Source organism: Saccharothrix variisporea (assembly GCF_003634995.1).
Classification (GTDB): Bacteria; Actinomycetota; Actinomycetes; order Mycobacteriales; family Pseudonocardiaceae; genus Actinosynnema; species Actinosynnema variisporeum.
Map to the genome: position 1 here is coordinate 1072288 of NZ_RBXR01000001.1, position 26436 is coordinate 1098723.

General features: G+C 72.4%; 18 protein-coding genes. 10 read left to right on the forward strand and 8 right to left on the reverse strand.

Annotated elements, in window-relative coordinates; genetic code table 11:
• Nucleotides 1-352: 352 nt before the first annotated feature.
• The gene (locus DFJ66_RS04855; RefSeq protein WP_121218330.1) at nt 353-1099 is read right to left on the reverse strand and encodes an AraC family transcriptional regulator; all 747 of its coding nucleotides are present in this window, start codon (nt 1097-1099) and stop codon (nt 353-355) included.
• Between the two features lie 54 nt (nt 1100-1153).
• On the opposite strand from DFJ66_RS04855, the gene DFJ66_RS04860 reads away from it, so the two are divergent.
• Nucleotides 1154-2302, forward strand: coding sequence for an MFS transporter (locus DFJ66_RS04860; RefSeq protein ID WP_121218332.1), 1149 nt, complete (start codon nt 1154-1156; stop codon nt 2300-2302).
• A 9-nt stretch (nt 2303-2311) separates the two neighbouring features.
• Entirely contained in the window at nt 2312-4918 is a 2607-nt protein-coding gene (locus tag DFJ66_RS04865) for an AAA family ATPase (protein ID WP_397556374.1), read from the forward strand.
• A 328-nt stretch (nt 4919-5246) separates the two neighbouring features.
• Here DFJ66_RS04865 and DFJ66_RS04870 read toward each other — a convergent pair whose 3' ends face one another.
• Nucleotides 5247-6818, reverse strand: a complete 1572-nt coding sequence (locus DFJ66_RS04870; RefSeq protein WP_121218336.1) for an ABC-F family ATP-binding cassette domain-containing protein — start codon at nt 6816-6818, stop codon at nt 5247-5249.
• A gap of 248 nt (nt 6819-7066) precedes the next feature.
• Between DFJ66_RS04870 and DFJ66_RS04875 the strand changes: the two genes are divergently transcribed.
• On the forward strand, nt 7067-8047 hold the full coding sequence (locus DFJ66_RS04875; protein ID WP_121218338.1) for an alpha/beta fold hydrolase: 981 nt from the start codon (nt 7067-7069) through the stop codon (nt 8045-8047).
• Here DFJ66_RS04875 and DFJ66_RS04880 read toward each other — a convergent pair.
• Nucleotides 8044-9966: an MFS transporter gene (locus tag DFJ66_RS04880; RefSeq protein WP_121218340.1), complete on the reverse strand. Its 1923-nt coding sequence runs from the start codon at nt 9964-9966 to the stop codon at nt 8044-8046. The two genes, DFJ66_RS04875 and DFJ66_RS04880, sit on opposite strands and share 4 nt — an antisense overlap.
• A gap of 54 nt (nt 9967-10020) precedes the next feature.
• Here DFJ66_RS04880 and DFJ66_RS04885 point away from each other — a divergent pair, with 54 nt between their 5' ends.
• Nucleotides 10021-10698: a TetR/AcrR family transcriptional regulator gene (locus DFJ66_RS04885; protein WP_121218342.1), complete on the forward strand. Its 678-nt coding sequence runs from the start codon at nt 10021-10023 to the stop codon at nt 10696-10698.
• On the opposite strand, the gene DFJ66_RS04890 is transcribed toward DFJ66_RS04885, so the two are convergent.
• Nucleotides 10681-11814 carry an alkaline phosphatase family protein gene (locus tag DFJ66_RS04890; RefSeq protein ID WP_121218344.1) on the reverse strand — a complete coding sequence of 378 codons (1134 nt, stop codon included), beginning with the start codon at nt 11812-11814 and terminating at the stop codon, nt 10681-10683. The two genes, DFJ66_RS04885 and DFJ66_RS04890, sit on opposite strands and share 18 nt — an antisense overlap.
• Nucleotides 11811-12653 carry a helix-turn-helix transcriptional regulator gene (locus tag DFJ66_RS04895; protein ID WP_121218346.1) on the reverse strand — a complete coding sequence of 281 codons (843 nt, stop codon included), beginning with the start codon at nt 12651-12653 and terminating at the stop codon, nt 11811-11813. Before DFJ66_RS04895 ends, DFJ66_RS04890 begins: the two co-directional genes overlap by 4 nt.
• Nucleotides 12654-12785: 132 nt before the next feature.
• On the opposite strand from DFJ66_RS04895, the gene DFJ66_RS04900 reads away from it, so the two are divergent.
• The 6 genes from DFJ66_RS04900 to DFJ66_RS04925 all read left to right on the forward strand — a co-directional run bounded on the left by DFJ66_RS04900 (nt 12786) and on the right by DFJ66_RS04925 (nt 19876).
• Nucleotides 12786-13820, forward strand: a complete 1035-nt coding sequence (locus tag DFJ66_RS04900; protein ID WP_211350974.1) for an aldo/keto reductase — start codon at nt 12786-12788, stop codon at nt 13818-13820.
• Nucleotides 13817-14146, forward strand: coding sequence for a putative quinol monooxygenase (locus DFJ66_RS04905; protein WP_121218348.1), 330 nt, complete (start codon nt 13817-13819; stop codon nt 14144-14146). Before DFJ66_RS04900 ends, DFJ66_RS04905 begins: the two co-directional genes overlap by 4 nt.
• A 736-nt stretch (nt 14147-14882) precedes the next feature.
• Nucleotides 14883-15569 (forward strand): alpha/beta fold hydrolase, encoded by a 687-nt coding sequence (locus tag DFJ66_RS04910; RefSeq protein ID WP_121218350.1) that lies wholly within the window; start codon nt 14883-14885, stop codon nt 15567-15569.
• 9 nt (nt 15570-15578) lie between these two features.
• Entirely contained in the window at nt 15579-16265 is a 687-nt protein-coding gene (locus DFJ66_RS04915) for a winged helix-turn-helix transcriptional regulator (RefSeq protein ID WP_121218352.1), read from the forward strand.
• A 243-nt stretch (nt 16266-16508) separates the two neighbouring features.
• The gene (locus tag DFJ66_RS04920; RefSeq protein WP_170199142.1) at nt 16509-17489 is read left to right on the forward strand and encodes a patatin-like phospholipase family protein; all 981 of its coding nucleotides are present in this window, start codon (nt 16509-16511) and stop codon (nt 17487-17489) included.
• Nucleotides 17486-19876 (forward strand): hypothetical protein, encoded by a 2391-nt coding sequence (locus DFJ66_RS04925; protein WP_121218356.1) that lies wholly within the window; start codon nt 17486-17488, stop codon nt 19874-19876. Before DFJ66_RS04920 ends, DFJ66_RS04925 begins: the two co-directional genes overlap by 4 nt.
• A gap of 1 nt (nt 19877) precedes the next feature.
• Here the strand turns inward: DFJ66_RS04925 and DFJ66_RS04930 are convergent, their stop codons facing one another.
• The 3 genes from DFJ66_RS04930 to DFJ66_RS04940 all read right to left on the reverse strand — a co-directional run bounded on the left by DFJ66_RS04930 (nt 19878) and on the right by DFJ66_RS04940 (nt 26432).
• Nucleotides 19878-22541, reverse strand: a complete 2664-nt coding sequence (locus tag DFJ66_RS04930) for an RICIN domain-containing protein (protein WP_121218358.1) — start codon at nt 22539-22541, stop codon at nt 19878-19880.
• A gap of 217 nt (nt 22542-22758) precedes the next feature.
• Entirely contained in the window at nt 22759-25083 is a 2325-nt protein-coding gene (locus DFJ66_RS44885; RefSeq protein ID WP_170199143.1) for a SpoIIE family protein phosphatase, read from the reverse strand.
• A 311-nt stretch (nt 25084-25394) separates the two neighbouring features.
• The gene (locus DFJ66_RS04940; protein WP_121218362.1) at nt 25395-26432 is read right to left on the reverse strand and encodes a hypothetical protein; all 1038 of its coding nucleotides are present in this window, start codon (nt 26430-26432) and stop codon (nt 25395-25397) included.
• Between the last annotated feature and the right edge of the window lie 4 nt (nt 26433-26436).

The following is a 26436-nucleotide window of genomic DNA, read 5'->3' on the forward strand; positions in this document are numbered from 1 at the left end:
CGCCGGCGGGCAGGCCACCAAAGATGACTCAACTGCAACGGCGGGGGCTTCTTGCTTTTGTCATCTCCGTATGGCCTGGCGGAGCCTACCACATTTTCCAGGGGTTGCCGCTAAAACTTTTGCTCGTTCCTCGCAAAACTTTCGGCTGCAACCCCTGGAAAATGCGGTAGCCCTTCGGGCAGGCCATACGGAGATGACAAAAGCAAGAAGCCCAAGTTGAGTTGTGTCCTCACCGGTGGACTGCCACCCGGCAAAGCGGGTGGACCGCCGCCCGGCGAAGCGGGTGGACTGCCGACTCGCCGGCTTCGCCGAAAAGCTCTGCCGCGTGGGAGCGTTGCAGGGCATGGCCTTGTCACGGCAGACGGTGGTGGCGGCCTGGGGTGTGGCCGAATGCGCGTCGGAAGGTGTCGATGAATGCGCTGCTGGATGACCAGCCGCAGGCGTGGGCCACGGTGGTCACCGGGGTGTCGTCGGCCAGGAGCACCAGGGCGCGGTGCAGGCGCAGTTGGGTGCGCCATTGTGGGAAGGTCATGCCCAGGTCCGTGCGGAACAGTCGGGCCAGGGTTCGGTCGCTTGCGCCGACGAGTGGGCCGAGGGTGGCCAGTGTCCGGTTGTCGGCGGGGTTGGCGTGCAGGATCGCGCACAGTGCCCGCAGTCTTGGGTCGCGGGGTGTGGGTAGGTGCAGCGGTTGTTGTGGCGACGTGCGGAGTTGGTCGAGCAGGACTGCGCGCAGCCGTCGCCGCGGTGGGCTGTCGTCGTGCGGGTCGCGGGTGTAGGCCAGGATCAGTTCCCGCAGCAGCGGACCGACCGCGAGGACCCCGGGGTCGGTCAGGTCGAGCGGGTTGTCGCGCGCGGGTAGGCCGACCAGGTGCAGTTCGAGCTCGCCGTGGGCCTGGTGGGCGTGCACGGTCCCGGCCGGCACCCAGATCGCCCGGGTCGCCGGCGCCACCCAGGTCCCGCGGCCGGTGGTCACCGCTACCACGCCCCGCGCCGCGTAGACGATTTGGTGCTCGTCGTGGCGGTGGGCGTCGATCGCCGCGCCGGGGACCAGGGTCCGCACCAGGGTCGGCGCGGCCGGTTGGTGGCGGATTTCCGTCATTGACTGGCACTTTATCGGAAGCGCGTCAAGGGTTCCGGCCGCGAGCATGGCGGGGTGTCCCGGAAGATCTTGTTGCTTTCCCTCAGCCATGCCTGCGTGGACGTGTACCAGGGCGCGGTGGCCGCGTTGGTGCCGTTCTTCATCGCCGAACGCGCTTACGGCTACGCCACCGCGTCGGGGGTGGTGCTCGCCGCGTCGCTCTTGTCGTCGGTGGCGCAACCGTTGTTCGGCGTGTTGACCGACCGGCGGGCGATGCCGTGGTTGCTGCCGGTCAGCACGGTGCTCGGCGGTGTCGGCATCGCTCTCAGCGGCCTCGTCGACTCCTACGCGGCGACCCTGGTCTTCGTGGCGCTGTCCGGGATCGGCGTCGCCGCCTACCACCCGGAATCGGCCCGGGTCGCTCGCGTCGTGGGCCGGGGTCGGCATGCCGCGATGGGCTGGTTCTCCCTCGGTGGGAACCTCGGGTTCGCCGCCGCGCCCGTCCTGGTCACCGCGGTGGTGACCGCGGGCGGTCTCACCCTGACGCCCCTGTTGGTCTTGCCGGCGCTGGTGGGAGCCGTGTTGTGCTTGCCGGTCCTGCGGGCGCTCGAGGGGCGGGAGCCGTCGACCGGAGGGCGACCTCGGGGGTGCGACGACGTGGCTTCCTTCTTGAGGTTGTCGGCGGCGGTGGTGTGCCGGTCGGTCGTGTTCACCGGGTTGAGCACGTTCATCGCGGTGCACGCCCGGCAGCGGACCGGCGGTGGTGTGGCGGCGGGCGGTTTCGCCTTGCTCCTGCTCTACCTCGGCGGCGCGGTGGGCACCGTCGTGGGCGGCAGGCTGGCCGATCGGTGGGACCGGGTGACCGTGCTGCGCTGGTCCTCCCTCGCGACCGTCGTGGCGGTGGCCGGAGTGGTGTTCGTGCCGGGGCCCGCGCTGTACGGGTTCGTGGCGTTGGCCTCCGCCTGCTTGTACGTCCCGTTCTCCCTCCAGGTCACCCTGGCGCAGGACTACCTGCCCACGTGCGTCGGCACGGCGAGCGGTGTCACGCTGGGGTTGACGGTCAGCATCGGCGGACTCGCGAGCCCGCTCATCGGGACCGTCGCCGACCACACGACCCTCCAGACCGCCCTCGCTCCCCTGGCCCTGGTCCCCGCGTTGAGCTGGCCTGTGGTGCGCGGGCTGCGCGAACCGGGGCCGCCCGCGACCGTCCGGCACGCTGCGTGACCTGGAAGGATGGGTCGCGTGGGGTTGATCGGGCGTGACGTGGAGCGCAAGCGGCTGGCCGAGGTGCTCGACGGGATCGCCGAGCGCGGTGGCGCGCTGGTCGTGCGGGGCGAGGTGGGGGTCGGGAAGTCCGCGCTGGTGGCCGACGCGACCGAGGCGTGCCGGGTGCTGGCCGCGGTGGGCACCGAGGCCGAGGCGCACCTGCCGTTCGCGGGCCTGCACCGGCTGCTGCACCCCGTCCGGCGCGGGCTGGAGGCGCTGCCCGGACCCCAGCGCGCGGCCCTGGCCACCGCGCTGGGCATGGCCGAGGGACCCGAGCCGAACCCGTACCTGGTGGGTCTCGCGACCCTGTCGTTGCTGGCGGAGGAGGCCGCGACCCGGCCGCTGGTCGTGGTGGCCGACGACGCGCACTGGCTCGACCGCTCCAGCGCGGAGGTGCTCGCGTTCGTCGCGCGCCGCCTGGAGTCCGAACCGGTCGTGCTGCTGGCGACCGTGCGCGACGACACCCCGTCCCCGTTCGACGACCTGCCCGCGCTGACCCTCGACCCGCTCGGCGACGACGCCGCCGCCGAACTCCTCACCGCCACCGCCCCGGACCTCGCGCCCGACGAGCGCGCCCGACTGCTGCGCGTGGCGGCCGGCAACCCGTTGGCGCTGACCGAACTGCCCACCCACCCGGCACAACCCCGCCTCGAACGCGCGTTCCTCGACCGCGTGGCCGCGCTGCCCCCGGCGACCGCCGCGTGCCTGCTGGCGGCGGCGGTCAACGACGGCGACTCGGTCGACGAGGCCCGGTCCGCCGCCGCGACCCTGGTCGGGCCGGTGGACGTTACGGCCTTCGCGCCCGCCGTGCGGGCCCGGCTGGTCGAGGTCGCGCACGGCGCGGTGCGGTTCCGCCACCCGCTGATGCGGTCCGCCATCGCCGGGTCCGCCGACACCCGGCCCGTCCACCGGGCGCTGGCGGAAGTGCTGCACGACCAGCCGGACCGGCAGGTGTGGCACCGCGCGGCGGCCACTGACGGTCCGGACGAGGACGTTGCCGCCGACCTGGCCCACGCCGCCGACCGCGCCCGCCGCCGGGGTGCCGTGCACACCGCGATCGAGGCCCTCGAACGCGCCGCCCGGCTCGGCACCACCGACCTGCGCGGTCCTCGCCTCCTGCTGGCCGCCGAACTGGCCGTGGAGGCGGGCCGGCGGGACGTGGTCGACCGCCTGGTGGCCGAGGCGGGGCGGCTGCCGCTGGGACACCGGGCGCGGGCCACGGCGACGTGGCTGGTCAGCGCGTTCGACGACGGCATCGCCGATGGGTCGGGGGCGTTCGCGCTGGCGGCCCTGGCCGAGTCCGTCGCCGACGTCGAGGACCACGACCTGGCCACCCGCATCCTGTGGGGCGCGGGCATGCGCTGCTTCTGGGTCGAACCCGGTCCGGACGCGCGGGCGGCGCTGCTCGCCGTGGCCGACCGGCTGCTGCCCGACCCGCTGGACCCGCGCGCGGTGGCGATCTCGGCCTACCTCGCGCCCACGACCCGGGTCGAGGCGGTCCTGAGTGGACTGACCGCGCTGTCCGGCGAGACCGACCCGCAGCGGGCCCGGTTCCTGGGCAGCGCGGCGTTGCAGGTGGGCGCGTTCGACCTGGCCGCGCGGTTCTCCGGGTTCGCCGTGCCGGGCCTGCGCGCCCAGGGCCGGTTGGGCTTGGTGACGCGGGCGCTGGCCGTGCAGGCGTGGAGCCGGGTGCGGCTGGGTGACATCGCCGGCGCTCGCCCCGCCGCCGTGGAGGCCGAGCGGTTGGCCGTGGAGACCGACCAGCCTTACCTGGTCGGTTTCGCGCGGGCCGTGCAAGCGGAGATCGCCGCGCTGCGCGGTGAGGTCCGCCAGGCCAACGCCCTGGCCGGGGAAGCCGAGCGCTCGGGCTTGGCCGCCGCCGCCCGTCCCGTCCTGGCCACCGCCCGCCGCGCCCGCGCACTGGCCGCGTCGGCGGAGGGCCGCCACGGTGACGCGTTCACCGACCTGCGCCGCATGGCCGATCCCGCCGACCCGGCGCACCAGGTGGCACTGCACCGGTACGTCCTGCCGGAGATGGCGGACGCGGCCGTCCGGTGCGATCGGGCGGAGGAGTTGGCGGAACTGTTGGCCGGGATGGAGCCCACGGCGTCACCCGCGTTCCGGTTCGGCTTGGACTACGCGAACGCTGTCTTGAAGCCGAGCGATGAGGCGTTCACTCGGGCTTTGGAGACGACGTGGCCCCTGGACCGGGCGCGTGCCGAACTCGCGCTGGGTGAGTGGTTGCGCCGCCGGCGCCGCGTGGTCGAAGCGCGTGACCGGCTGCGGGCGGCTCGTGACGCCTTCGACGCGCTGGGGACGCCGCTGTGGGGCGACCGTGCCCGGCGCGAACTCCGCACGGCCGGTGAGACGAGTCCGAATCGTGCGCCGAACGCCCGGGATCTGCTCACGCCGCACGAGTTGGGCATCGCCCAGCTCGCCGCCGAGGGGTTGACCAACCGTGAGATCGGGCAACGGTTGTACCTGTCGCACCGGACGGTGAGCACCCACTTGCACCGGATCTTTCCCAAGCTCGGTGTCAGCTCGCGTACCGAGCTTGGGGACGTTCTGGAGTGACGGGCTGCGCGCTGGCGCGCTCTCAAGATCAAAAGATGAAAAGATGAAAAGATGAAAAGCGACGCTCGCCGCTGGGCAGGCCCCCGGGGGTGGAAGGGCGTCGGTTTCGTTCCCCCGTCCGGCCTGCCGGAGGCAACCACACTTGGCCTGTTTCCGCAACCGGTAAAGCTGGTTGCGGAAACAGGCCAAGCGCGGTTGGGCTGCGCCCAGGCCGGACGGGGGAACGAAACCGAGGCCCTTCCTGTGGGCTTGGCAGCTCGGGCTCGCGCCTTCGGCGCAAAAACATCCGCCCTTGGGCGTGCAGGGCGGTGTGCGTGGTCGGCGCGGATCAGCTTGGGAGCAGGTGGCCGTCCTCCAGGGTCAGGCGGCGGGTGATTCCGATGTTTTCCAGGAAGCGTTCGTCGTGGCTGACCACCACAAACGCGCCACGGTAGGCGTTGAGTGCGTTCTCCAGTTGGCCCACGCTCACCAAGTCCAGGTTGTTGGTCGGCTCGTCCAGCAGCAGCAGGTGTGGTGCGGGTTCGGCGTACAGGACGCAGGCCAGGGTCGCGCGCAGGCGTTCGCCGCCTGAGAGGACGCCCACCGGCAGGTGTGCTCGCTCGCCGCGGAACAGGAACCTTGCCAGCAGGTGCATCCGGCGCTCCGCGGACAGGCTCGGCGCGGAGGTGGCTAGGTTGTCCAGGACGCTTCGCCCCGGGTCCAACAGGTCCAGGCGTTGGGTCAGGTGGGCGACTCGCTCGCCGGTGTCCAGCAGGCGCAGGAGGGTGGACTTGCCGGCGCCGTTCGCGCCGGTCAGGGCGATGCGTTCAGGGCCTCGGATGGTCAGGTCCACGTCCTCGAAGACCGTGTGGTCGCCGTGGTTGCCGCGCAGGCCCTCGCCGTGGAAGACCGTGCGGCCGGCGGGGACGGTGGTGGCGGGCAGCACGAGCGTGATGACCTGGTCGTCGGGCAGGCCGCGGGTTGCTTCGTCCAGTTTGGACTGTGCTTCCGCCACGCGGTCGGCGTGGGTTTCCTCCGACTTGGCGGCGGTCTTCTCGGCGTTGCGCTTCATGGTGCCGGCGAAGATCTTCGGCAGGCCGGCGTCGCCCAGGTTGCGGGCGGCGGTGTTGGCGCGGCGGGTTGCCCGTTCTCGGGCCTGTTGGAGTTGGGCCTTTTCGCGTTTGACCTCCTGTTCGGCGTTGCGGACGGCCCGTTCGGCGGCCTCGCGTTCGACGCGGACGGACTCCTCGTAGGCGGTGAAGTCGCCGCCGTACAGGCGGAGGTCGCCGCGTTCCAGTTCCGCGATGCGGTCCATGCGGTCCAGGAGTTCACGGTCGTGGCTGACCACCAGCAGGCAGCCGTTCCAGCCGTCCAGGACGGTGTGCAGGCGGGTGCGGGCGGCGCGGTCGAGGTTGTTGGTGGGTTCGTCGAGCAGGAGCACGTCCGGTTGCTTGAGCAGTTGCGCCGCCAGGCCCAGGGACACGACCTGGCCGCCGCTGAGCGTGCCCAGGGTGCGGGTCGGGTGGACGTCGCCCAGGCCCAGCCGGTCGAGGTGGGCGCGGGTGCGTTCCTCGACGTCCCAGTCGTTCCCAACAGTGGCGAAGTGCTCCTCGGCGGCGTCGCCGGACTCGATGGCGTGCAGGGCGCGCAGGACGTGGTCGATGCCGAGCACCTGCGCCACGGTGAGGTCGGTGGCCAGCGGGAGGTGCTGGGGCAGGTAGCCGAGCAGGCCGCGGACGGTGACCGTGCCCGCGGTGGGGCGCAGGTCGCCGGCGATCAGGCGCAGCAGGGTGGACTTGCCGGCGCCGTTGGGGGCGACCAGGCCGGTGCGCCCCGGGCCGACGGTGAACGACAGGTCGTCGAACACCGGGGTGTCGTCGGGCCAGGCGAAGGACAGGGCGGTGCACACGATGGCAGACATGGAGACCTTCGGGTGAGCGGATCAGGGGACGACGACGCGGACCACGGCGGTCGTGCTCTGCGCACGCGCGGTGGTCTGCGGGGCCGGGTAGTCACCCGGAGACGTCGAGCTCGCCTGCCACTTGGTCTCTCCTCTGGTCGGTACCGAGTCTAGGTGACGTACAGCGACGGCGTCAGGTGACGGGCGCGACGACCGCCGGCGCCTCCCTAGCGTCCCCGGTGCTCGTCGGACCAGCGAAGGGAAGCAGGATGATCACCAGGCGGCGGTTCACCCAGGCGGTCGCGGCCTCACTGGCCGTGCCCGGTCTGACCGCGGGCGTCGCGGCCGGAGAACACAGCTCGCTCGGGCCGGTGCGGCACGTGGACGCCGGGGACGTGCGCATGGCCTACGTCGAGTACGGCACGGCCCGAGGCCCGGTCGTGCTGCTGCTGCACGGCTGGCCGTACGACCCGTGCAGCTACATCGACGTCGGCCCGCTGCTCGCCGCGCGCGGCTACCGCGTCATCGTGCCCTACCTGCGCGGCTTCGGCCCGACCGTGTTCCGCTCACCCGACACCGTCCGCAACGCGCAGCAGTCGGCGGTGGCGTTGGACGTCATCGCGCTGATGGACGCCCTGCGCATCGACCGCGCCGTGATCGGCGGCTACGACTGGGGCGCGCGGACCGCCGACGTGATCGCCGCCCTGTGGCCGTCCCGGTGCGCCGCGCTGGTGTCGGTCAGCGGGTACCTGATCACCAACCTGGCGGCCAACCTGAACCCGCTCAAGCCCGCCGCCGAGTACGGCTGGTGGTACCAGTTCTACTTCGCCACCGAACGCGGCGCGGCCGGCTACCGGGAGAACACCGCCGAGTTCAACCGCCTGATCTGGCGGATCGCCTCGCCGACCTGGGACTTCGACGACGCCACCTACGCCCGCACGGCGGCGTCGTTCACCAACCCCGACCACGTGGCGATCGTGCTGCACAACTACCGGTGGCGGCTGGGCCTGGCCCCCGGCGAGCCCCGCTTCGACGAGTACGAGCGCCTGCTGGCCGCCACCCCGAAGATCGCGGTGCCGACCATCAAGATCGGCAGCGACTTCGACGGCCCGAACATCGACGGCAGCTCGTACCGGTCGATGTTCACCGGCCGGTACGAGCACCGGGTGTTCAGCGGGATCGGCCACAACGTGCCCCAGGAAGCCCCGCGGGACTTCGCCAAGGCCGTCGTGGACGCCTCCCGGCTCTAGACGGCCTTGGCGGTCAGTTCGACGTCGATGTTGCCGCGGGTGGACTTGGAGTACGGGCAGATCTGGTGCGCGCCCTCGACCAGGTCGTCGGCCGTGGCCTGGTCCACCCCGGACACCTCCAGGTTGAGCACGGCGCTGAGGAAGAACTCGTCGTCCTCGTGGTGCAGGGTCACCTCCGCCGCCACGGAGAGGTCCTTGACCGCGACCTTGTTCTTGGCCGCGACCCGGCGCACCGCGCCGACGAAGCACGACGCCCAGCCGGCGGCGAACAGCTGCTCGGGGTTGGTGCCGGCGCCCGAGCCGCCGAACGCCTTCGGCACGGCCAGGGTCACGTCGAGCACCCCGTCGTCGGACACGGCCCGCCCGCCGTTGCGGCCTTCGGCGGTGGAGGTGGCGATGGCGGTGTAAGTCGTCTCGGACACTGCACTTCCTTGTCTGCCTGGAGATCCGCCCCGCCGTTCCGTCCCGGCGCGGGCACGTGGCCACGCTATGAGCCGCCCACCACCGGCCGCGCCCGTCACGTGACGCCGTGGGTGTACGTCACGGGGCAGGACGACCAGGGCGACGGCGACGGCGGCCACGAGCAGCGCGGCGCACAGCGTCAGGCCGAGCGCGTAGCCGGCGTTCAGCGCGTCCGGCGCGGTGGAAGGCCCGGTGCGGTCGTGTGCGACGGTGCCCAGGACGGCCAGGCCCAGTGCCGCGCCGAGCTGGCGTGAGCTGTTGAGCAGCCCGGACGCCATGCCGGTCTCGTGCGCCGGGACGCCCGCGGTCGCGGTGGCCACGACCGGGCCGAGGCACAGCCCGAAGCCGGCGCCGGCCGCGATCGACGGGCCGAGGACGTCGGTGACGAACGTGCCGTCCGGGCTGACCAGGCCGAACCAGGCGAACCCGACGGCGGTCAGCAGGCCGCCCGCCACCAGCAGGGTCCGGGACGCCAGGTGGTAGCCGAGCCGGACGGCGAGCACGGAACCCGCGATCACGGCCAGGGCGAAGGGCACGAACTCCAGCCCGGCAACCGCCGGCCGCGTCCCGAGGACCCGTTGCAGGTACAGGGACGTGAAGTAGAACGACGACGCCATCGCCGCGCCGACCAGCAGGTTGAAGGCGTTCGCACCGACGACGGACCGGTGGGCGAACAGGCCGAGCCGGACCAGCGGTTCACGGGTCGTGGTGCGCTCGACGTGCACGAACGCGGCCAGCAGCGCGGCGGAGGCGAGCAAGGTGACGATGGTGACCGGCGACGTCCACGGGTACTGCTCGGTGCGCACGATCCCGAAGACGAGCAGGGTCGTGCCGGCCGTGGCGAGGACGGCGCCGAGCACGTCCGGGCGTCCGGCACGCTCCCGGGGCCGGTCGGGGGCGACACCCCGCCAGGCCAGGAGCACCGCGCACGCGACCATCGGCAGGTTCACGAACATCACCCAGCGCCAGCCCGCGTACTCGGTGAGCACCCCGCCGACCAGGACGCCAAGCGCGCCACCCGCGGCGTTCACCGCACTCCACACCCCGAAGGCCCGGACGCGTGCCCGGCCACCGGGGAAGGTGGCGCTGAGCAGCGCCAGCGCGGCGGGTGCGAGGAGGGCGGCTCCGACGCCCTGCGCGGCGCGGGCGGCGACGAGGTGGCCGGGGGCCTGGGCGAAGCCGCCGGCGAGCGAGGCCAGGCCGAACAGGGCGAGCCCGACCAGGAGCGCCCGCCTGCGGCCGTGGCGGTCGGCGGTCTTGCCGCCCAGCAGGAGCAGGCCGCCGAAGGTGAGGGCGTAGGCGTGGACGACCCACGTCAGGCCGACCGGACCGAAGCCCAGGCCCTCGGCGATGCGCGGCAGGCCCACGTTGACCACCGACAGGTCCAGCGACACCAGGAACTGCACGACCGCCACGGTGGCGAGCGTCAGCCCCGAGCGGGAAGACTTTCGGAACATGTTCGAAAACTACCAGCGCGGCGGTCCGGGTGTCGAGCGCGGGAAGATGCGGCGGTGACCCGTTCCGACGCACCGCGAGGCCGCACCGGTCGACCGCCGGTGACCTCGCGCGCCGACATCCTGGCGGCGGCCCGGCGGCTGATCGACCGCGACGGCTGGGAGAAGCTGACCGTCCGCAGGCTGGCCGGCGAGGTCGGCGTCGGGACGACCACCCTGTACCACCACGTGCGGGACAAGGAAGACCTGCTCGTCCAGCTGCTCAACGACTACGTCGAGCGGCTCGACCGCCCCGCCCTGCCCGACGACCCGCGCGACCGGATCGTCACCGCCGCCACCGCCATCCACGACGGACTGGCCGGGTGGCCGTGGGCCGCCGAGGTGCTCACGGTGGACGGTTTCGTCGGCCTGCTCGGCGACTCGTCGTTGTGGCTGGTGGAAACCATCGTCACCGGCGCGATCGACAGCGGCTGCACGCCCGACCAGGCCGTCACCGTCTTCCGCAGCATCTGGTACTACACGGTCGGCGAAATCCTCGTCCGCACCCGCTCCACGCGCCGCCCCGCGCAGGGCGTCGACTTCACCTTCGACGCGTCCCACCTGCCGAACCTGGCCGCGATCGGCGACCGCTGGCCCGTCCTGGCCGCACAGGACACCTACGCCGAAGGCCTCCAGGCCTTCGTGGACGGACTGCTCGCCCGAGCCGGCTCGCCGGCGTCACACCGATCCGGTTGACACCAACAGGGGCACCAGCTGCTCGGCCTCGGTCAACGACCCGTGGTGCCCGACCAGCGCGCTCAGCCGACCCTCCACTTCGGACCGGACCACCACGGCCGTCCCGCGCATGGCGACCACCAGGTCCCCGATCCGGTCCCGCACGTGCGCCGCGACCCGGGGACCGAACCAGCCGGCCGCGATCGCCTCCTCGCGACCCAGCACCACGGCCCGCTCCCCCAACACCTCGTCCCACCGGACCCGCACGTCGTCCGGCGCGTCGGTGTAGACGTGCCGCACCCGCGCTTCCCCGCCCAGCAACCGCACCCCGTCCCGCAGCGCCGGTTCGGTGTCGAAGTCGATCCGGTCGCCCGCCTCGACCATCCCGTGGTCGGCCGTCACCACCAGCGCACCGCCGCGCGGCAGGTTGTCGGCGAGCAGTTCGGCCAGCCGGTCCACGAACCGCAGTTGGTGCCGCCACGGCTCGCTGCCCGGCCCGTACACGTGCCCCAGGGTGTCCAGATCGGCGTGGTAGGTGTAGCAGAACGTCCGCTCCCCCAACGCCTCCACGGTCCGCGCCACGAGATCGCCCAACCCCAGCACCGGGTGCACGACCCCGCCCCGCAGCACCGCCCGCGACAGCCCGCTCCCCCGCTGCTCCCGGGGCACCACGAACCGCACGTCCACCCCGGCCCGGGCCGCGCGCTCGAACGCCGTGGGCCGGGGCTGCACCTCCTCGGGCACCAGCACCGACCGCAGGTCCACCGACTCCGCCACCCCGTGCCGGTGCCACCGCAACGCGTTGAGCAACTCGCCGTCCACGGCGAAGGAGTAGCCGACCACCCCGTGCTCGCCACCGGCCACGCCCGTAGCCAGCGACGCGATGCTGGTCGCGGTCGTCGCGGGGAACCCCGCGGAGATCGGGCCGCCCGCCGCGGACGCCAGGAACGGCGCGTCCTCGCGGTGGTCCCGCAACAACTGCCAACCCAGGCCGTCCACCAGCAGCAGGCACACTGGCGTCGGTCCCGCGATGCCCAGCACGTCCGTCATCCCGGGAACGCCGAAACCGGCCAACAAGGACGGCACGACCTCGGCCAGCGGGCCCTTGCCGTACGGAGGTGCGACCAGGCCCTTCATGCCGGCAACGCCTCCTGTGCCCAGGCGCCCAGTAGCCGCAACCCGGCCTCCGCGGGCGACCCCGCCTCGAAGGTGTGGGCGATCAGGACCTGGTCGGGTTCGTCGGGCAGGCGCAGGCTCTCGAACCCCAGGTCCAGCTCGCCCACCACGGGGTGCCGGTACCGGTAGCGCCCGTGGGTCTTGTCCTTGAGCCCGTGCTCCGCCCACACCGCGGCGAACTCCGGGCCGGCCGCCGACAGCTCCGCCACCAGGGCGGTCGTGCGCGGGTCGTCGGGGTGGCGGGCCTGGTCCAGGCGCAGGTACGCCGCCACGTCGGCGGCCTTGCCGGGCCAGTCGGCGTAGAGCGCGCGCACGCCCTCGTCCAGGAACACCAGCCGGGCGAGGTTGCGCTCGTGCGGTGGCAGGGCACCGAAGTCGGTGATCAGGGCGGCGGCCAACCGGTTCCACGCCAGCACGTCCGTACCCCGGCCCACCACGTACGCGGGCACGTCGGCCGCCAGGTCCAGCAACCGCTGCAACCCCGGCCGGACCCGTTGCGGCGCCGGGGTGTCGGGCGAGGGCGTCCACGGGCGGGCCAGCCGGTGCAGGTGGGCGCGTTCGACGTCGTCCAGGCGCAGCGCGCGGGCCACCGCGTCCAGGACGGCTTCGGAGAAGTGCAGCGTGCGCCCCTGCTCCAGCCGCACGTAGTGGTCCACGCTCACCCCGGCCAGGCGCGCCAACTCCTCGCGCCGCAACCCGGGCACGCGCCGCCGGCCGTGGTCGGCGAGCCCCAGCTCGTCGGGCCGCAACCGGGCCCGGCGGGACCGCAGGAACTCCCCCAACTCCGCACGCCTGTCCATGCCGCCCAGTATGGCCGGGCGCTCGCCGTGCCTGCCTGGTCACGCCGTGCCCAGGCACCGCGCGCACTGGTCGCCCCCGACCGGCGGGCCGAAAGTGGTTGGCACAACACCACTTCACGGAGGAGCTCCACCATGGAACGGTCCGCCCTCGGCACCACGGGCATGGACATCACCCGCGTCGGCTTCGGCTCTTGGGCCGTGTCCGGGTCCGGCTGGACCTTCGGCTGGGGCGCCACCGACGACGCCGAGTCGATCGCCGCGATCCGCCACGCCCTGGACGCCGGGGTCAACTGGATCGACACGGCCGCCGTCTACGGCCTCGGCCACTCGGAGGAACTGGTCGGCAAGGCGATCGCCGACCTGCCCGACGCCGACCGACCGTACGTGTTCACCAAGGCGGGCCTGGTCTGGGACCCGGCCGACCCGACCGCGCCGCCCCGCCGGGTCATGGCACCCGCGAGCGTCCGCCGCGAGGTGGAGGACTCGTTGCGCCGACTGCGGGTCGAGCACATCGACCTGTACCAGGTGCACTGGCCCGACACCGGCGAGTCGCTGGAGTACGCGGGCGACGGTTCGGGCGCGGTGTCGCCGAACGCCTCCCCGCTGGAGGAGTACTGGCAGGTCATGGCCGACCTGAAGGCGGAAGGGAAGGTGCGGGCCATCGGCCTGTCCAACCACTCCCCCGACCTGCTGGAGCGTGCCGAACGGATCGCGCACGTCGACGCCGTCCAGCCACCGTTCTCGCTGATCAACCGGTCCGCGTCCGACGAGGTCGCCTGGGCCGCCGCCCACGACACCGGCGTGATCACCTACTCGCCCCTCCAGTCGGGCCTGCTCACCGGCACGTTCACCCCCACCCGCGCCGCGGCCCTACCCCCCGACGACTGGCGCTCCGCGCACAAGGACTTCACCACGAACCTGACCACCAACCTCACCCTGGCCGACGCCCTGCGCCCGGTAGCCGCCCGCCACGGGGTGACAGTCGCGGAGACCGCCATCGCCTGGGTACTGGCGTGGCCGGGCATCACCGGCGCCATCGTCGGCGCACGCAAGCCCAGCCAGGTCGACGGCTGGATCGGCGCACCCTCGGTTCTGCTGACGGCAGAGGACTTGGCCGAGATCGCCGCAGCGGCAGAACACGCCGGCACCGGCCCGGTCCGACCATGACCGTCGTGGTGGTCACCGAGTACGTCGCCGGACCGGGGCAGGCAGACCGGTTGCGGACAGCGCTGGAAGCACTCATCGAACCGGCACTGGACAACCCGTGCTGCCTGACCTTCCGCCCCTACCTCAACCCCAACGACCCGGCGGAGATGGCGGTAGTGGAGGAGTGGACCGACCCGGCGGCCCTCACCGTCCACCACACCACCGTTCCGTGGCGGCACGCGGAGCACGTACTGGCAGCCGTGCTGGCCCGCCCCGCCACCGTCCGCCGATGGCAGGACGACCACCCACCAGTGGCAGGACGAGAATCAACCACCCTCCCGCCATAACGCTTTCACGCGCAGCGCGGCCCTTCGCTTTCCGGCGCGCGCAGCGCGGTCATGGTGGTTCCCAACCACAGGTGGAGGGCCTCGGTTCCCCCGCCGTATGGCCTGCCCGAAGGGCTACCACATTTTGGGTCGGGTGCAGCCGAAAGTTTTTGCGAGGAACGAGCAAAAAGTTTTAGCGGCACCCGGCCCAAAATGTGGTTGGCTCCGCCAGGCCATACGGCGGGGGAACCGACGCCCTTCACCCCCCGCTGGCGGCCTGCCGCGCGGCGAGCGCCGCTTTTCATCTTTCGAGCGCTTCGCGCGTACCAGCGCGTAGCGCGTTCGGCTTGAGAGCGAAGCGTTCAGTTCAAAGCGCTTAAAAGCGAAAAGCGCCTCGCCGGCGGGCAGGCCACCAAAGATGACTCAACTGCAACGGCGGGGGCTTCTTGCTTTTGTCATCTCCGTATGGCCTGGCGGAGCCTACCACAGATTTCCCCGGGTGCCGCTAAAACTTTTTGCTCGTTCCTCGCAAAAACTTTCGGCTGCACCCGGGGAAATCTGTGGTAGCCCTTCGGGCAGGCCATACGGAGATGACAAAAGCAAGAAGCCCAAGTTGAGTTGTGTCCTCACCGGTGGACTGCCACCCGGCAACGCCGGGGACTGCCGACTCGCCGGCCACGCCGAAGCGCGGCGGCACTTCAAAAACAGGAAGTGCGTAGGTTATGATCTCGAACCACACCCTTCGAGGAGGTTCGACATGACCACGTATGTGCTGGTCCACGGCGCCTGGCACGGTCCCTGGGCCTGGGATCGGGTCGTCCCGGTGCTGCACGACGCCGGGCTTCGCACGCTCGCCCCCGACCTGACCACCGGTGGCGACCACGGGCTTCACGACGACGCCAAGACCGTGGTCGCAGCGATCGACCGAGCTGGGGACGATGTCGTGCTGGTCGGGCACAGCTATGCAGGCCTGGTGGTCCGGGAAGCGGCCGATGCGCGGCCCGGGCTTGTCCGTCGCGTTGTGCTCGTGGACGGGTGGGTGGGGCCGGATGGTGCCGCACTGGTCGACTTGGCGCCCGAAGCCTTCGGTACTGCGGTTCGTGCGGCGGCTCGGGAGCGGGGGGACGGGTGGTACGTTCCGGCCCCGCCACCGGCGGCGTATGGGATCACCGAGCCCGGCGACGTGACCTGGCTGGCCGAGCGGCTGGTGCCGCAGGCGTTGCGGACGTTCACCGAGCCGACTCTGCTCAGCGGCGCGGTTGACGGGATTCCCGGCACGGCCGTGTGTTGTCAGCCGGAGACCTACCCGTTCGCGGAGTTCGCCGCGTCGGTCGGGTACGAGGTCCGGGCGTTGGAAGGCCCGCACGACGTGCCGCTGGCTCGCCCGGAACCGCTTGCCCGGCTGCTCCTGGAGATCTTCGAGAACGGGAAGCGCGAAGTCTAAAATGGTGAAGTGGAACAGCGGACCTACCACCAGTACTGCGCGACCGCGCGCACCCTCGACCTGGTCGGCGAGCGGTGGACGTTGTTGCTGGTCCGGGAGCTGTTGACCGGGCCCAAGCGGTTCGGCGACCTTCAGGCCAGTCTGCGGGGGTTGGGGACCGGGTTGTTGGCCGCGCGGCTCAAGCACCTCGAGCACGAAGGGCTCGCGCGCAAGACCACGCTCCCGCCGCCGGCTCGCACTCCCGTCTACGCGCTCACCGAGGCGGGCGAGGAGCTCGGGCCGGCGGTTCTCGCGCTGGCTCGGTGGGGGCTGAAGTGGGCGATGGGTGAGAGGCGGGAGGACGACACGTTCCACCCGGGCTGGGCGGTGCTGGGGTTGCGGGCCTGTTTCGACGCCGGCGCCGCCGCCGGGTTGCGGGCGGTGTACGAGTTCCGGGTGGGCGACGAGGTGTTCCACGCCCTCGTCGACGACGGTTCCATCGAGGCGCTGCACGGGCCGGCGCAGCGGCCGGACGCCACCATCACCATCGGCGAGGACACCTTCGCGGACGTGGCCGGTCAGCGCCTCACGCTCGCCGAGGCGGTGGAGACCGGTGCGGCGTCGGCGTCCGGGGACGCGGAAGCTCTCCGCCGGCTCAAGGGACTGTTCCGCCTGCCCGCCCCACGATCTCGCCGGCCGGAAACGAAGACAACCTGACCATTCCGCAATAGTGCGCACTCCGTTCGGCCCTTTGAATAGGCCGAACAGTGGAGCCGTGTCGATACCGGCCGCACGACGACGAAGATCCGCTACCGTGGCTTGCGTCTATCGTCTTGTGGGGGACGTGGTTCCATGGCGTGGCCAAGCGGTGTGACCAAGTGGCGGACGGTTCGGCCGGGTCGGCGGGAATCGGTTGCCGGGGCCGCTCGGGCGCACTCGTTCTTCGCGTCGGACCACCCGGTGCGCGAAGTGCTGTTGCAGCGGCGTGCGAGCGGCAGCGTGCCGGGGAAGCGGACCGACGGGTTCAAGGTCGGGCTGGCGGTCGAGGGCGGCGGCCTGCGCGGAGTGGTGTCCGGCGCGATGTTGAGCGCGTTGGAGGACATGGGGTTCGCCGACAGCTTCGACGACGTCTACACGTGCTCGTCGGGCGCGGTGAACGGGGCCTACTTCATCACCCGGCGGACCTGGTTCCCGTTGTCCATCTACTTCGACGACCTGACCACCGGGGTGTTCCTGGACTTCCGCCGGGTGCTGCGCGGTGCGGGTCCGATGAACCTGGAGTACGTGTTCGAGGAAGTCCTCGCGCACCGCAAACCGCTGGACTACGCCGCCATCATCGCGGCCCGGCAGAAACTGCACGTCATGGTCACCAGCGTCGACGAATTGCGGACCCTGGACGTGAGCGAGTTCGACTCGCCGGAAGACCTGCGGTCGGCGTTGCGCGCCAGCACGTGGTTACCGCTGGCCATCCGGGGCACGGCGGACTTCCGGGGACAGCGCGCGATCGACGGCGGGGTGCTGCGGTTCCACCCGTTCCGCGCGGCCGTGCTCGACGGCTGCACGCACGTGCTGTCGCTGAGCACCCGGCCGATGTCCTCGGGTCGCTCCGGCCGCGCCCCGGTGGTCAACCGGGTCGTGGCCCGGCACCTGGAGCGGGTGCGGCCGGGCCTGGGCACCGGGTTCATCGCCTCGATGGACGAGTACCGCCTGCGCGACCGGCCGCACCTGGACCGCAGCCGCCGGCACCCGGGCCGGCCCGCGATCCTGGACCTGGCGCCGCTGCCGGACACCCCGGAGGTCAAGCGGCACGAGGTGGACCGGGGCAAGCTGCTCGACGGCGCCCGGTCGGCCTACCGGCTCGCGCACGAGGCGCTGGAGGGTGAGGACGTGGTGGTCGTCCCCCGCCTGACGGTGTACCCGCCGAGGCCGGCCACGCCGTGACCGACCGCCACACCGACCCGACCAGCGGGGACGTCCTGCGGCACGTGCTCCGGCACGTCCTGCGCCTGGCCCGCGGGGACTCCGCCACCCGGGTCCTGCGCGAGATCCACGACCTGTGCGGCACGCGGGACGACTGGCGGCGGGTCCTGGCCGGCATCCCGCTGGACCGGCTGTCGTTCCAACTGGAGGCCGGCGTCGAGCGCGACGCCGCCATCGCCGCGCTCACCACGTGGTGCCTGGGCTTCCGGGCCGCCGGCGCACGCGGCCACCAGCGGCGGGACGCGGAGGTGTTCGGCTACCTGGCCGTCCTGCTGATCACGCTGGTCACGATGGAGCCCGCCGACCCCGACCACCGCGACCACGACTGCGCGAAGGTGTGCCAGGCCCTGGTCCGGGACGCCTCCGTGCGGCTCGCGCTGGTCGAGCTGTACGCGCCGGGCCGGGCGGTGGACCGGCACGTCGCCACGGAGTGGGCCACCGTGGAGGGCGCGGAGCTGGAGTTCCACCGGCACGGGTCCACGTCGTTCATCCTGCGCGGCCGGCCGCCGCAGGGATCGGGGCACCGCAACGCCTTCGCGCTCAAGTGCGTCCTGTTCCCCTACGCGCACATCCCGGTCATCGCGGCCAAGACCCGCTCCTACGAGGTCGAGCACAACTCGCTGGACGCCGACGGCCGCGTGGTGGGCCACATGGTCCGGGTGTGGGCGAGCGCGGACGACTGGATCCTCATGGACTTCGCCGAGGGTCGGACCCTCGCGGAGGAGATCGAGGAGCTCAAGCGGGAGACCGCCGCCCCGGCCGCGGGCCGCTTCCGGCGCAGGCGACCGTCCCCGGCCGGCAACGTGCGGCTGGACCTGATCCGCAAGGTCGGCCTGCCGCTGCTGGCGGCGCTGGCGGAGTTGCACCGGGCCGGGCGGCGGCACGAGGACCTGTCCCTGACCAACGTGATCGTGCGCCGGGGCGACGACGACGGCCGGTCCTACGACCTGACCTTCGTCGACTTCGGCCGCAACTACCTCTACAGCGGGGCGTTCGCGACCGGGCCGGGCAGCGCGCAGAGCGTGTACGTGGCGCCCGAGGTGCGCGCGGGCTCCGAGGACGTGACCAAGGCCGACCTCTACTCGCTCGGCCGCATCCTCATCGCGCTCGGCGACGTCGGAGAGAACCGCGACGACACCATCCCGGACCGCTTCTACGGGCAGGCCCCGCTGATCGCGCGCGTGATCGAGGACCTGATCGACGTGCGCCCGGACCGGCGGTTGCTGGTGTTCCCGGTGCCGATCGACGACCAGGACGTCTACCGCTACCTGCACCGGGTGCTGGAGCAGGAGCTCGACGTCACCCAGGCGGCGCTGGCGGAGGACTCCGACCAGCGCCCGAACGCGATCCCGTACGACCGGCACACCGTGACCGAGACCGTGCGGACGCTGTTCCCGCCGTCCCGCGAACCCAAGCGGCGGCGGCGCGTCTACCGGATGCGCCGCCGGCAGGGCGTGCTGTCCGACGCGCGGCGGTCGATGCACGCGCGGTGGCTGCTGTGGTTCTCGGTCGTGTCGTCGCTGAGCTACTTCGTCAGCGCCACGGTGTGCGTGTTGTGGTTCCTGCGCGACGTCGGCATCGACGTGCTCGGGCCGCCCGTGCAGTTGTTGCTGCGCCCGTTCAACGTCCAACCCAACGTGATCCCGTTCGTGGACGACCTGCGCGTGCCGGACTACAAGATCGGGCAGGTGTGGGAGAACCTGCCCGCGCGGATCATCGGCCTGAGCTTCGCCTTCGCCTCGGTCCGCTACTACCAGAACATCCTCGGCGGCCTCACGACGCTGGTGGCCCGGTCACCGGTGCTGCCGGGCGGCTGGCTGCGCATCGCGGCCGAGGTCTCGATCCGGCTGATGGCCCCGTGGGCGTCGTGGCTGATCCTCTGGGTGAACCTGGTGGACACGCGGATGTGGCCCATCGGCACGGCCATCGGCTACACCGGCGTGATGGCGTCGAACCTGCTGTGCGCGGCTTTCGCCACCCGGTCCCTGGCCGCGGCGCGGGCGGCGCGGCTGAGCACCGTGCCGCCGGAGCACCAGAAGATCATCGGGCTGGACGCGTTCCGGCAGTGGGGGCCGACGATCACCCTGTACAGCACGTCGGTGTGGATCTTCGCGTACCTGATCATGAACGGGACGCTCAAGGACACCTACGTGTACGCGTTGTCGGTGGCGTTGGTGAACATCGGGCTGTTCTACGTGTTGAAGACCGGGATCAACGCGCTGGACGTCCGGACCGGGCTGAACCGGTGTTTCCTGGCCGCCGAACGACTCCGGTACGAGGCCGAGGCCCGGTACCGGCCGAGGGCTGCCGCCGCCCGACCGGAACCGGTCCTGGTCAACCCGGACTGACTCACCCCGGGATCAGTTGCCATTGCTGGTTGAGGCCGCTGTTGGCGGTCCACTGGACGACCTGCGCGCCGTCGCTGGTCGACGCTGCGTACACGTCGGCCAGCAGGCCGCTGCTCTGGCTGACGATCGTGTAGTACCCGTCACCGGTGGGGCGCAGGTACCACTGCTGGTTGGTGCCGCCGTTGGCCGACCACTGCTGCAACTGCAGGCCCACGGTGGCGGAGGAGGCGTTGACGTCCAACAGTTTCCCGCTCGTGGTGTAGCGCAGGGTGTACGCGCTTTGTGCGGTGCTGATGGTCCAGGTCGCGTTCCCGGTCTGTTGGACCGCCTTGGCGCCATCGGCCGTGGAGTTCCCGGCGATGGCCAGCGGCTTGCCGCTGTTGCGGTTGACGATCCGGTACGTGCCCGGCGCGGGGCCGGTGTTCGAGCCGCCCAGCGTGAAGTACTCCACCGAGTCGGTGAACGTCGTCGTGCCCGCCTTGCCGGTCGACAGGACGAGGTACACGCGCGAGCCGGAGGCCGGGGCGGTGAACGTCACCGGCTGGGTCACCCGGGACGCCTGCGGGATCGACAGGGTCGTGCCGCCGGAGGCGATCACCGCGCCGGTCGGGCTGTCGAGCCGGGCGCTCCAGGCGAAGTCCACGGCGGTGCCGGCCAGGTCGTCGTTGAAGATGGTGACGGTCCGGCTCACCGTGGAGCCCGCGGCGTAGGAAGGCACGGACTGGGGTAGCGGGAAAGTGCCGTTGGCGTCCGAGACGCCCGAGGCCGACCAGTAGGGCAGGTCGATCGCGGCGACCGGGTTGAACGCGGCTTGGATCCGCTGGAACTGCGGGTTGCTCCACGGGTCGGCCAGGTTGTCCACCCCGTACAGCGGCCGGCCGCCCTCCTCGGGCGTGAAGTCCGTGGACCGCACCCCCGGGATGACACTCGCCCACGCCGACAGCAGCGTGTAGGGCCGCAGGTCGTTGGCACCCTTGCCCCGCTTGGCCGCCGTCGCCGTGGCGAACCACTCGAAACCCTGCCTGGTGTTGCACTTCGGCCAGATGTACTCGCCCTCGCCATCGGGCCGACCGGTCACGGTCTGCACCCGCTCCCCGTACTGGCCCGTGCCGTCGAGGTAGTGCGCGAACACGGCGAAGTTCGGGTAGTTCATGTTCGGGTACCGGCTGGGCGAGTCGGCACCCGGAGCGGCGTCGATGCTGATCGGGCGGGTGCCGTCCGCGCCGTTCACCGCCGCGTACAGGTCCTGCTCGAGCTGCTCGGAGTCGTTGCCGAACGTCGGTTCGTTGGCCTGGCTCCAGCGCACGACCGACGGGTGGTTGCGGTCCCGCAGGGTCAACGCGCGGACGTGCTCGACCATGTTGTCGTGCCCGCCGACGAAGTCCTGCGCGGAGCCGCGCACCCCGCTCTCGTCGATGATCATCAGGCCCAGCTCGTCGGCCACGTCCAGCATGTACGGGCTGGCCGGTTCCTGGTGGATGCGCACGACGTTGAAGTTGAGCCGCTGGTAGTTGTCGACGGCCTGGGGCCAGCCGGGGTTGCCCGGCGACGGCGGGAGGAAGCCCGGGTACGTGTCGTAGGCGTCACCCTTGCCGCCGTGGTCGATCCGGTCGTAGTCGGCGCCCTGGAGGTTGTCGCCGCGGTAGTTCACGCGCACGCCGTTGAGCTCGAAGTACTCGCCGTTCTGCCGGCTCTCGCGGAACCCGAACCGGTAGGCGGCCTCGCTGGTGCGCCCGTCGTCGGTGGTCGCCTGCACGGACAGCCGGTGCAGCTGGGCGCGGTAGCCCTGGCGGTAGGGCACGTTCGGCCACCAGTAGGAGGCGGTGCCGAGGGTCCACGCGATCGGGCCGACCGTCACCTTCGTCGTGGAGCGGGCAGGCACGCTGACCGTGCGGCTGGGTAAGGCCGGGTAGGCGAACGAGCCGCCGCTGTCCGAGGCGAGCGACCCGGTGAGGGTCACCGAGCGGGCGGTGTCGGAGGAGTTCGTCACGGACACGTCGTAGGTGAGGGACTGGTTCGCCACCGACGTGCGGACGAACGCGTCGCTGACGTGCACCGCCGGGTAGGTCCGCAGGAACGCCGAGCGGAAGATGCCCTGCGGCACGGACTCCGACCAGTCGGCGGCCACCGGCACCAGGTACTTGCCCGCGCTGTTCCGCAACGCGCCGCGCCCCTTCACCGCCACGCTGATCGTGTGCGTGGTGCCGGGGGCGGCGAAGGCGGTGATGTCGAAGGTCGACGGGGTGAAGGCCGTGGTCTTGGTGGCGACCAGCCGCCCGTCCACCGACAGCGTCGCCTGGTGGTTGACCGCGCCGAACTCGATCCACGCCGACTGCGGCTGACCGGAGTCGGGCACGGTCACGGTGCGCGAGTACACGGCCTCGTTGACATCGGTGAAGCCCTGCTTGTACCAGCCGCCGCCGGGCACGGTGATCGTCGTCGTGGCCCGGCCCGCCGGGGTGAAGCTCCACGTCCCGGCCAGGTCGACCGACCCGATCGCGGCGGCGCCCGCGGTGACGCCGTCGACCCGGGGTGTCGAGGCGGTCTGTGGGAGTTGCGGATCCGCCGCCGCCGGGTGCGTGCTGTTGACGGTGCCGAGCAGCACCGCGGCGACCGCGAGCAGCGGCGTGGCACGCCGGCGGCGCGGTCGGAGGTGTTGTCGCATGACGTGAGCCCTTTCGTTGACCAGCGGACAACCGAACGGCTCACGAGGCGCCTCCGGCGGTTCGCCGGACAACGCGCGACGACCGCCCCTCGCGGGGGACCGTGGCCCATGAGAGCGGCCCATCGCGTGCCGGGTCAACCGGATGTCTTGTAGGAGACATCCCCAATGGTCGAAGCGGGGTCGGCGACCACGAGGTCCGCGTTGCGCCTGGGACGCGTCAGCGGGTGACGAGGGCGGCCAGCATGCAGGTGTCGTCCAGCGGTGAGGCGGGGACCAGGCGTGAGGTCAGGGCCTCCGGCATCTCGGCCGGGTCGAGGTCGGCGACGAACCTCCTGATCTCGGACAGGAGGTGGTCCAGGTCGTCTCCGTCGTCCTCGTGGTCGGTTCCCGACGGGCGGCGTTCGATGAGGCCGTCGGTGTACACCAGGACGGTGTCGCCGGGGTGCAGGGCGGTGTGGGTGGTGGCGTAGGTGGCCGTGGGGATGCCGCCCAGGACGGGACCGGCGGGGCGGTCCAGGGCGGTGACCTCGTGGGAGCGGACCAGGAGGGGCGGCGGGTGGCCGGCCTGGGCCCAGGTCAGGAGGCCGGTCGCCGGGGTGAAGCGGCCGACGATCGCCGTCGCCAGGGTGACCTCCTCGTTCTCGGTCAGCATGCGGTTCAGGACCGTCAGGATGCCGGCCGGGTCGGGGGTGGTCAGGGCGGCGCCGGTGAGGGCGTACCGGAGTTTGGCCATCGCGGCGGCGGTGCCCAGGCCGTGGCCCGCCACGTCGCCGATCGCCAGCAGGGTGCTGCCGTCACCGAGGGGGAAGGCGTGGTACCAGTCGCCGCCGACCTCCGCCCACTGCTCGGCGGCCAGGTAGCGGACGGCGACCTTCAGGCCGGGCAGGCGCAGGGGTGCGCTGGGCACGGGCAGCACGGCCGCGCGCAGGTGGTCGGCCACCTGGTGCTCGCGGGCGAACTGCTCGCCCAGGTCGAACATCCGCTGCTCGGCCCGTCGGGTCGCGGTGATGTCCTGGAGCACCACGTCGAGCCGGACCGGGCGGCCCTCGACGTCGAGGACGGGTTCGCCGATGAACCGGCCGAAGCGGATCTGGTCGCCGGCGTGCAGGCGCAGTTCGGAGTCGGTGCGCTCGCCGCGCTCCAGCATCCGGCGCACGGCGTTCTGCAGGATCGGGAGGTCCTCGGGGACGACGGAGGCGCGGATCTCGTCCAGCGACATCGGGCCCAGCGCCGGGTCGCGGTCGAAGATCACGTAGAGCTGGTCGGACCAGGTGATCTCGTCGGTGACCAGGTTCCACTCGCCCCAGCCGATGTTGCCCAGCCGCTGGACGCTGCGCAGCCGCTCCAACTGCAACGGGTCCTCGTGCTCGTGCCAGGCGAGGATCAGGCCGTCGCCGAACTTGCCGATGGTGAGGGTGTACCGGCCGTGGCGCGGCAGGCCGGGGCTGTTCTCCTCGTACTGGAACTCGTGCAGGACCTCCCGGACCCCGGTGCGCAGCACCCGGTGGTAGGCCGCCCACAGCTCGGTGCCCTCGACGGTCGGGTAGCTGCTGAGGATGCTGCGCCCGACGAGCTGCCGGTAGCGGCGGCCGGAGAAGTCCACGGCGTCCGGGCTCGCGGCCTCGAACCGGAAGTCCACGACCTCGCCGGTGGCGGAGTGCACCGCGCCGAGCAGGGCCACCGAACCGGGCAGCACGTCCAGCAGGTGCTGGGCCCACAGCGTCCAGTTGCGGCTGTGCGGCGCGCCGCCGGTGCTGAGCAGGGACAGCAGGGTGGAGCCGGCCGCGCGGACCAGCAGCTCCAGGTCCCACTGCTCGCCGGGCGGGAACTCGTGCCGGTCGGTCCACAGCAGCCCGATCACGCCGGCCGTGCGGGTCTGGTCGCGGAAGGGCAGCCAGGCCCGCGAGCGCCACACCGTCTCGGGGTCGCCGATCAGGGCGTGCTGCCGACGTGCCGCGTCCAGGTCGGGCAGCCACCGCGGCAGCCCGCTGCGCACCGCGGCGAGCACACCGGTCTCGAGCTGTGTGGGCACCCGGTCCCACTCCAGCCGCACCCGGGCCGGCACGTTGGCCGCGGCCTCCAGCCGCAGCCCGCCGTCCGGTTCGAGCAGGTAGACGAGCACCCCGTCGCACCCGGCGTGCTCGCACACCAGCTCGGCCAACTCCTCGGCGTCCGCCGCCGTCCCGACCGCCGCGAGCGCCACCGGTCGCGGCGCGCGCCCCTCCGGGACCGCGGCCTGGCGGACGTACCGGGTGGGGTCGAACAGCCCTTCACCGGCCAGCCGCTCCCCCGGCGGTGGCGGCGGGACACCGAGCACGCTGGCGGCGATGAGGACGAGGTCGTTCCCGCTGGCCTGGGACAGGCGCACCATGTCCTCGAACGCCTCGTCCGGCCGACACCCCAACCGCTCGGCGAGCACCCCCTTGGCCTGCTCGACCACGGCCTGCCGCCGCGCGGCGGCCCGGAGCCGGTCGATCTCGTCACGTTGACGGGCGACCAGGTCGGCCAGCGCCGAACGACTCGGATCCCGCTGGGTTGCCATCCCGTCCAGCATCACCCGTCCGCCCCGACCCGGCCAGCCGAAACGCCGGCCGACGCGCCACCGGATACCCGAGAGCGGGCGAGCGCGGCATCAAGGAGACAGGCGGCAGGAAGGCGGGCGGCAGGAAGGCGGGCGCGGGTCAGGCGGTGGGCGGGCGGCAAGGCGGGCGGGCGGGCGGCGGCGAGCGGCAAGGCGGGCAGGCGGCGGGCAGGCGGCGGGCAGGCGGCAAGGCGGGCGGGCGGCGGGCGGGCGGCAAGGCGGGCGGGCGGCGGGCGGGGTTTGTGCGGGTGTTGGCGGTGGTCGCGCGGGTGTCAGCGGTGGTCGTGGGTGCGGGCGAGGGTGGCGGCCAGGGCCAGGTTGGCGGCTGCCGCGTCAGGGGTGCGTCGGCCGTAGCCGCAGGCGGCGGCCACTCCCGCGACCGGACGACCGAGGGCGTCCTCCAGCAGGTCCAGTGCCGCCCGGCTCTCCTGCGGGTGGGCCTCGGCCACCACGCCGGCGATCACCTCCACCCCGTGCCGCAGCCCGCCCAGCGCCGCGAAGAACGCCGGATCGGTCGGTGGGGCGGCGTCGCCGGTGGTCACCGGCAGGTGGACGGTCGGCATCGGCAGGCGGTGGCTCTGCTGGTGGTCGGCCAGTGCGTTGAGGAACGTCACCGCCGCGTCCAGGTCCGTGGGCGCGAAGACCGGTCGGTGCCCGAGGTCGCCGTAGCACAGGTGCAGCACCCAACGCCCCTGCGGCACCGCGGCCAGCACCTCCGCCACCTGACCCACCAACCGGCCGGTCAGCGCCGGCCACCCCTCGCGCCCGGTCAGGTGGTACGAGACCAGCACCACGGGCGTCTCCAGCTGGAACTGCACGCGGTCACCCCACCTCGCGGCGATCTCGGCGACCTCGCCGACCACCGCCGCCTGGAACACCGGCAGGTGCTCCTGGGCCGCCTCCGCCGAGCCGAACGCGAACAGCGCCAGGTCCAGCGCGTTGGGCACCCCGACCTGCACCCGCAGCGGCGGGCACCCGCCTCGGGCCTCCCACGCGGAGAACGCGGCGGCCACCCGTGCCGGCAGGCCGGACGCCACGTCGCCGGGCTGGAGCCGGTGGCCGGGGCGCAGCCGGTAGTACGGCATGGTCTCGTAGCACCCGCTGTCCCCGGCCCGGACCTGCTCCAGCGCGGGCACCTCGACCAGCCGGTCCAGCCAGTCGATGATCCACCGGGGGTCGCGGTCGCACGGCAGGGCGGTCAGCTCGGCGTCGCCGCGGTGCCCGAGGAACCAGTCCATCGCGGTGGCCGGGTCGTCGCACAGCGGCCGGGGCAGCGAGCCGACGAGGTGGACGGGCGTCGTGGCGGGCATGGCA

Bases quoted from the DNA above. Each gene is read 5' to 3' on its own strand.
- DFJ66_RS04870 (WP_121218336.1), bottom strand. From the start codon at position 6,818: ATGTCTGCCATCGTGTGCACCGCCCTGTCCTTCGCCTGGCCCGACGAC.
- DFJ66_RS04940 (WP_121218362.1), bottom strand. From the start codon at position 26,432: ATGCCCGCCACGACGCCCGTCCACCTCGTCGGCTCGCTGCCCCGGCCG.
- DFJ66_RS04900 (WP_211350974.1), top strand. From the start codon at position 12,786: ATGGAACGGTCCGCCCTCGGCACCACGGGCATGGACATCACCCGCGTC.
- DFJ66_RS04895 (WP_121218346.1), bottom strand. From the start codon at position 12,653: ATGGACAGGCGTGCGGAGTTGGGGGAGTTCCTGCGGTCCCGCCGGGCC.
- DFJ66_RS04890 (WP_121218344.1), bottom strand. From the start codon at position 11,814: ATGAAGGGCCTGGTCGCACCTCCGTACGGCAAGGGCCCGCTGGCCGAG.
- DFJ66_RS04905 (WP_121218348.1), top strand. From the start codon at position 13,817: ATGACCGTCGTGGTGGTCACCGAGTACGTCGCCGGACCGGGGCAGGCA.
- DFJ66_RS44885 (WP_170199143.1), bottom strand. From the start codon at position 25,083: ATGGCAACCCAGCGGGATCCGAGTCGTTCGGCGCTGGCCGACCTGGTC.
- DFJ66_RS04880 (WP_121218340.1), bottom strand. From the start codon at position 9,966: ATGTTCCGAAAGTCTTCCCGCTCGGGGCTGACGCTCGCCACCGTGGCG.
- DFJ66_RS04910 (WP_121218350.1), top strand. From the start codon at position 14,883: ATGACCACGTATGTGCTGGTCCACGGCGCCTGGCACGGTCCCTGGGCC.
- DFJ66_RS04930 (WP_121218358.1), bottom strand. From the start codon at position 22,541: ATGCGACAACACCTCCGACCGCGCCGCCGGCGTGCCACGCCGCTGCTC.
- DFJ66_RS04875 (WP_121218338.1), top strand. From the start codon at position 7,067: ATGATCACCAGGCGGCGGTTCACCCAGGCGGTCGCGGCCTCACTGGCC.
- DFJ66_RS04865 (WP_397556374.1), top strand. From the start codon at position 2,312: ATGGGTCGCGTGGGGTTGATCGGGCGTGACGTGGAGCGCAAGCGGCTG.
- DFJ66_RS04855 (WP_121218330.1), bottom strand. From the start codon at position 1,099: ATGACGGAAATCCGCCACCAACCGGCCGCGCCGACCCTGGTGCGGACC.